The organism is Streptomyces sp. NPDC031132 (assembly GCF_055570595.1).
In genome coordinates, this window is sequence record NZ_JBVIGX010000003.1 from 73565 (window position 1) to 80328 (window position 6764).

Annotated in this window: 5 protein-coding genes; 2 read left to right on the plus strand and 3 right to left on the minus strand. The window is 71.6% G+C overall.

What is annotated here, in order from left to right; translation table 11 throughout:
* Positions 1-2: 2 nt before the first annotated feature.
* From ACZ49B_RS06135 to ACZ49B_RS06145, 3 genes are read right to left on the minus strand one after another with little or no spacing between them, the layout of a single operon-like run.
* A complete protein-coding gene (locus ACZ49B_RS06135) occupies positions 3-1316 on the minus strand; it encodes an AAA family ATPase (protein WP_468300903.1) in 1314 nt (437 codons plus the stop codon).
* A gap of 7 nt (positions 1317-1323) precedes the next feature.
* Positions 1324-2025, minus strand: coding sequence for a Flp pilus assembly protein CpaB (gene cpaB, locus ACZ49B_RS06140; protein WP_468300905.1), 702 nt, complete (start codon positions 2023-2025; stop codon positions 1324-1326).
* Positions 2026-2065: 40 nt separating this feature from the next.
* Positions 2066-3049, minus strand: coding sequence for a hypothetical protein (locus ACZ49B_RS06145; protein ID WP_468300907.1), 984 nt, complete (start codon positions 3047-3049; stop codon positions 2066-2068).
* Positions 3050-3442: 393 nt separating this feature from the next.
* Here ACZ49B_RS06145 and ACZ49B_RS06150 point away from each other — a divergent pair, with 393 nt between their 5' ends.
* Together ACZ49B_RS06150 and ACZ49B_RS06155 are read left to right on the plus strand one after the other, a co-directional pair.
* Positions 3443-5137: a chitinase gene (locus tag ACZ49B_RS06150; protein ID WP_468300909.1), complete on the plus strand. Its 1695-nt coding sequence runs from the start codon at positions 3443-3445 to the stop codon at positions 5135-5137.
* 141 nt (positions 5138-5278) lie between these two features.
* Complete coding sequence (locus ACZ49B_RS06155; RefSeq protein WP_468300911.1) at positions 5279-6619, plus strand: M14 family metallopeptidase; 1341 nt, start codon at positions 5279-5281, stop codon at positions 6617-6619.
* Positions 6620-6764 lie beyond the last annotated feature (145 nt).

Sequence of the window (6764 nt, forward strand, 5' to 3'; positions counted from 1 at the left end):
CGTCAGCCCTCCCGGCTGCGGCGCAGCCAGGGGCCCGCCGCGCCCCGGTCGCCGCCCCGCAGGCGCGCCACCGGGCCGGGGGCCCGTACGGCCAGTGCCGCGCCCGGGGTTCCGGAGGCCGCGGCCGCGGTCTCTGCCGTGGACGGGGGTGCCAGCAGGCCGAGTTCGCCCGCCAGTGTCCACAGCGCCTGCTTCACGCTGGAGCGGTTGTCGAGGTCCTGCACCCGTCCCGCGTCCACGACCGCCTGGAGCTCCTTGAAGGCCGCCGGCACCGGGGTCCGGGTGGCCCGGGTCTTGGTGATCTTCTCGATGAGCGCGGGCTGGATCTCCGTGTGCTTGCTCCAGCGGTTGACCACCATCGCGGTGTCCTCCGCCTTGCGGACCTGGAGCCGCTCCCACATCCGGACCAGGCGCTTCGCCGCCCGTACGGAGACCACGTCCGGGGTGGTGACCAGGACCGCCACGTCCGCCATCTCCACGGCGGCCGCGTTGGCGCCCGTCACCTGGGTGCCGCAGTCGATGACGACCAGCTCGTACCGGCTGCGCAGGGCGCCGACGATGTGCCGGGCGGCGCGTTCGTCGACCTCCTCGCCGCGCTCGCCGTCGGCCGGGGCCAGCAGCAGCGCCAGCCCGGTCCGGTCGTCGTACACCGCGTCCTGGAGCACCCGCGGCGAGATGTCGTGGATGCCGGCGAGGTCGGCGATGGAGCGCCGGAACTGCACGTCGAGGTACGAACCGACGTCGCCGGCCTGGAGGTCCATGTCGACCAGGGCGGTGCGCCGCCCGGCGGCGGCCGCGGCCAGCGCGAACTGCACGGCGGTGAAGGTGGTGCCGACGCCGCCCTTGGCCCCGGTGACGGTGACCACCTTGCCACCGGGGCCGGTGAACACGTCGGCTCCCCGGCCCAGGTGGCGGCGTACGCCCACGGACCACTGGGCGGCGGCCTGGACGCGGGCGGCGAGTTCTTCGTACGCGAGCGGCAGCCCGATCAGACCCCGCGCGCCGGAGTCCATGGCGGCGGAGAACAGCGCCGGGCCCGCGTCCGAGGACACCAGGACCACACCCACCGCCGGGAAGCGGAGCGCGACCTCGCGGATGAGGTCGAGCGCGGGCACCGGGCCGATCCGCTCGTGGACGAGGACCACTTCGGGCAGTTCGTCGATGGACTCGGCGGCCAGCCGCCCCAGGGTGTCCAGCAGCGTGGTGGAGTCGGGGACCGGGGCGCCCGGCTCGGCGGCCGGGAGCTGGCTGAGGAGGGTGGAGATGGCGCGGGCGGCGTCCGGGTCGCCGGCCGCGGGGAGGATTCGGGTGGTCATCCGGGCCTCACTTGTCCCCGTCGAGGGTGTACGTACGGTCGCTCGCGCCGGGCGCGGAGTCGGTGCCGGGGGCCACCAGGGCCAGGCGTACGTGCTCCGCGAAGGACTCGGCGTACGCGACGCGCTGGGTGTCCTTGGTGTTCAGGGCGAAGGTGATCGGGACCGCCTCGGCGGGGCCCTTCTTGTCGCTGTCCTTGTCGAGGGCGGTGAGCTTGCCGACGTTCAGGACGCGGGCGTTGGCCACGATGATCACCGACCGCGAGGGCTCGGTGTCCTTGGCGCCCTTGAAGGTGGCGATGATGTTGACCTTGGCCCCGGAGTAGATCTTGCCGGCCACGCCGGTCGCCGCGTCGATCATGATGGCGATCTCCTGCTCCCCGGGCTGGAGCTGCGGCTTGTCGACGAACATGCCCGCCTGGAGCAGCGAGCCCTTGCGCAGGGTGGTGAGCGTGATCTTGTCCTTGAGCTGCCCGAGGTCGGTGACGGCGGTGTCGGACAGCCAGCGCTTGGGGATCGAGACTTCCTCGAACTGGCCCGCCGACAGCGGGCTGTACGGCGCGATGTCGCCCTTGGCGCGGTAGGCGACGACCTCGGCCCCGACCTTGGAATTGACGTCGCCGATCACCACGAGGACCCCGCCGAACGCCGCGAGGGCGCACAGGACCGACAGGAGCAGCAGGATGACGCCGCGGCGCTGGCGTGAGTTCATGTGCCGTACTACCTCGCCGTTCTTCGTTCGTTCGGGCCGGTCAGTGTCTTGGTCGGGAGGAGCCGGGGGAGCCGGAGAACGCCGGGGGTGCCGTCCGGCTCCCGCCCTCGGCCGGCGGTGGTGCGGCCAGCGGCGCGGCGCAGAATCCGCAGCGGTCGCCGATGAGCTCGAGGCCGCACCAGTGGCACTGCTCGCGCCGGACGGAGGCGACGAGCTGGTAGAGCACGGACGGGTCCGGGATGGCGGCGGCGAACTCCACGAGCTTCGTCGTGGCCCACCAGATCGGCGAGTCGGCCGGGAGCGGGTTCTCCATCACGCCCTGGACCTGCCAGGCGGGGGCGAGTTCGGCCGTCACCCAGTCGGAGGCGAGCTGGCCGCGGGCGAAGGTGAGGTGGGTCGCGAAACCGGGGCCGGGCGGCAGCCCGGCGCCCGCGGCACCCCCGGAGCGCCCGCCTCCGCCGCGCCCTCCGTGCCCTGCGTGTCCGCCGCGCCCGCCGTGGGCCTTGCCGCCGGAGCCGCTCAGCCTGACCAGGTGCGGGGTCGGGTGGGCCAGTACGGCGAACTGCGCGTGCGGCGACCACGACCGTGCGTGGGCCTTGAGGCCGACCGCGACCCGGTCCAGTTTGGCGACCGAGCCCAGCAGGGCCCCCGCGTGGATGTAGTGGGACAGCAGCCGGGCCGCGGAGGCGATGACCCCGGGGCTGAAGTCGCAGACGCTGAGCTGGCGCAGCTGACGTACCAGCAGGGCGGTGGCCAGTGGGGGCAGATCGAGGTCGAGGAGTGCGATCCGGTCGGTCTCCAGGATGGCCCGCACCGTGTGCAGCCGCTGGACGGTCGCCGTCGGCAGCCAGGGCGGCACGAAGACCACGAGGTGGCCGTGGCGCTCCAGCAGGGCGCTCGTCTCGGCGAGCGCGCCCGCCAGGTCGAGCTGTCCCGGCGGGTGCAGCACGACGGCCGGCGGTGTGTGCCGGTCAGGGGCCGGCAGCACCAGATCGGCGCTGGTGACGGCAATGGCGGTCGGCACGCGAATCCCCCTGTTCACCCCGTACGCCCCATACGTCGGCGCCGCCGTCGCGTACGCGCACCCCTGCGCGACCGCAAACGATCGGCGCCCTTCCCCCTTGCCCCAGCACCATATCCGCGTCCTCCCTGGCGGGGCAGGGCCTTGGGAATTCCCGTGCTGCAGGCGCCTGTCACAGGTGGCGGGAAACCCGGACAACCGGGATCGGATGCCCGATCAATTCAAGCCACATTGCAAAGAGTCTTGACACGGGGATTGGTCTGGACCAACTTGGGGCCAACGCGTCGCCAACGCCGACGGGGTTTCCCCCACTTACGACCCCCGGCGTTCCTCCGCCTGCTCCTCCGCCTGTTTCACCACCCCCTTCACATCCCCTTCTCCCCCCACGGAGACCACGTGAACCGCATACGCTCGCTCGCCCTCCTGGGCGCCGCCACCCTGACCGCGGGCGGCCTGACCGCCCTCGCCACCGGCACCGCGCAGGCCGCGGACGTCAACGTCGCCCGCAACGGAGGCTTCGAGTCCGGGCTCGCCAACTGGAGCTGCACCTCCGGGAGCGGGGCCGTCGTGTCCTCGCCCGTGTACGCCGGGGCCGCCGCCCTCAAGGGCACCCCGGCGGGCCAGGACAGCGCGCAGTGCAGTCAGACCGTCACGGTCAAGCCGAACTCGACGTACACCCTCAGCGAGCAGGTGCAGGGCTCGTACGTGTACCTCGGCGCGACCGGGACCGGCACGCAGGACGTGTCCACCTGGACCCCCGGCTCGGGCGGCGGCTGGCAGAAGCTGTCGACCACCTTCACCACGGGCCCGAACACCACCCAGGTCACCGTGTGGACGCACGGCTGGTACGGGCAGCCCGCGTACGCCGTCGACGACTTCAGCGTCTTCGGCCCGGACGGGGGCGGCGGCACCGACCCCGGACCGTCCGTCCCCGGCGCCCCGGCGGGGACCGCCGTTTCCGGCCAGAGCGCGACCGGGCTCACCCTTTCGTGGAACGCGGTCGGCGGGGCGACCGGCTATCACGTCTATCAGGACGGCGTCCGCGTCAGGACCGTGTCCGGCTCCCCCGCGCAGATCACCGGGCTCGCCGCCGCCACCTCGTACTCCTTCCAGGTGAGCGCGTACAACGCGGCCGGCGAGGGCCCGAAGTCGGCGGCGGTGACCGGCACGACGACCGGCGGCGGGAACCCGAACCCGAACCCCTCGGTCCCCAAGCACGCGCTGACCGGCTACTGGCAGAACTTCAACAACGGCGCGACCGTCCAGAAGATCTCGGACGTCTCGTCCCAGTACGACATCATCGCCGTCTCCTTCGCCGACGCCACGACCACGCCCGGGGCCATCACCTTCAATCTCGACTCGGCAGGTCTCGGCGGCTACACGGTGGCCCAGTTCAAGGCGGACATCGCCGCGAAGAAGGCGGCCGGCAAGTCCGTCATCCTCTCGATCGGCGGCGAGAAGGGCACCATCTCCGTAAGCGACTCGGCCTCCGCGAACAACCTGGCGAACTCGGCGTACGCGCTGATGCAGGAGTACGGCTTCAGCGGGATCGACATCGACCTGGAGAACGGCCTCAACCCGACCTACATGACGCAGGCGCTGCGCTCGCTGTCCGCCAAGGCCGGCTCCTCGCTCGTCATCACGATGGCCCCGCAGACCATCGACATGCAGTCGACGGCGGGCGGCTACTTCAAGACGGCGCTGAACATCAAGGACATCCTCACCGTCGTCAACATGCAGTACTACAACAGCGGCTCGATGAACGGCTGCGACGGCAAGGTCTACTCGCAGGGCTCGGTGGACTTCCTCACCGCCCTGGCCTGCATCCAGCTCGAGGGCGGGCTCGACCCCTCGCAGGTGGGCATCGGCGTCCCGGCCTCGCCGAGCGGCGCGGGCAGCGGGTACGTCTCGCCGACCATCGTGAACAACGCCCTGGACTGCCTGGCCAGGGGCACGAACTGCGGATCGTTCAAGCCCTCGAAGACCTACCCGGGGCTGCGCGGCGCGATGACCTGGTCGACCAACTGGGACGCCAAGGCGGGTGGCGCTTGGTCCAATGCGGTGGGGCCGAAGGTTCACGGCCTGCCCTAGGCGGTACGTGTGGGGGTGGCCGTCCCGGCGGGTGGCCGTCCGGCAGATTTGGCCGGAATGCAGTTCTTGACCGGGACATGCCACGAGAGCACGCTGTGCGCGTCCGCACGGCTACCCCCACACTCCCACCCAGGAGAACGCATGCGGCTCCACACCCGACGCAGGGCCGCCGTCACGGCGGCCCTGCTCGCTCTCGCGCTCGGCGCACCCGCCTACGGCATGAGCGCGACGGCGGCCCCACCGCCCACCCCGTCCACCGCCACCCAGGACGAGTCCGTCGTCCAGTACGAGATCAAGGGCCCGTCCACGGCCGCCGAGCGAACGGCCCTGCTCCGTACGGGTGTTTCGATCGACGAGGTCGACGCCCGCTCGGTCGTCGTCAGCGCCGACCCCGCGCAGGCCAAGCAGCTGCGGGCGCTCGGATACGAGCTGACCGCGCTGCCCGGGCCGCCGGACCGCTCCGAGCGGGGCGTGGCGGCGAGCCCGATGGACTTCCCGTCCAAGGACTCGATGTACCACAACTACGCCGAGGCGAACACGGAGATCGACCAGCGCATCGCGCAGTACCCCTCGATCATGAGCAAGAAGGTGATCGGAAAGTCGTACCAGGGCCGGGACATCGTCGCCATCAAGATCAGCGACAACGTCGCGACCGACGAGAACGAGCCCGAGGTGCTCTTCACGCACCACCAGCACGCCCGCGAGCACCTGACCGTCGAGATGGCGCTCTACCTGCTCAAGGAGTTCGGCTCCAAGTACGGCAGCGACACGCGGATCACCAACATGGTCAACGGCCGTGAGATCTGGATCGTGCCGGACCTCAACCCGGACGGCGGCGAGTACGACATCGCGACCGGCTCCTACCGCTCCTGGCGCAAGAACCGGCAGCCGAACTCGGGCTCCTCGTACGTCGGCACCGACCTGAACCGGAACTGGAACTACAAGTGGGGCTGCTGCGGCGGCTCCAGCGGCAGCAAGAGCTCCGAGACCTACCGCGGTGCGGCCGCCGAGTCCGGGCCCGAGGTGAAGGTGGTCGCGGACTTCGTCCGCAGCCGCGTGGTCGGCGGCAAGCAGCAGATCACCGCCGCCATCGACTTCCACACGTACAGCGAGCTGGTGCTCTGGCCGTTCGGGTGGACGTACAACGACACGGCGCCGGGCCTGACGGCCGACGACCTCGCCGTGTACAAGACCATCGGCACGAGCATGGCCCACAGCAACGGCTACACGCCGGAGCAGTCGAGCGACCTGTACATCACGGACGGGACGATCGACGACTGGCTGTGGGGCAACCAGAAGATCTTCGCCTACACCTTCGAGATGTACCCGTCCGAGACGGGCGGCGGGGGCGGCTTCTACCCGCCGGACGAGGTGATCGACCGCGAGACGGCACGCAACCGCGACGCCGTCCTGCAGCTGCTGGAGAACGCGGACTGCATGTACCGCTCGATCGGCAAGCAGTCGCAGTACTGCGCCGCCTAGCGGACGCGTGACACCGGGGCGCCCCGCCACCAGGGGCGGGGGGGGGGGGGGGGGGGGGGGGGGGGGGGGGGGGGGGGGGGGGGGGGGGGGGGGGGGGGGGGGGGGAGGGGGAGGGGGGGGGGGAGAGGGGGGGCATTTGCTGCAA

Coding starts and splice junctions, on each gene's coding strand:
- ACZ49B_RS06135 (WP_468300903.1), bottom strand. CDS start 1,316: ATGACCACCCGAATCCTCCCCGCGGCCGGCGACCCGGACGCCGCCCGC.
- cpaB (WP_468300905.1), bottom strand. CDS start 2,025: ATGAACTCACGCCAGCGCCGCGGCGTCATCCTGCTGCTCCTGTCGGTC.
- ACZ49B_RS06155 (WP_468300911.1), top strand. CDS start 5,279: ATGCGGCTCCACACCCGACGCAGGGCCGCCGTCACGGCGGCCCTGCTC.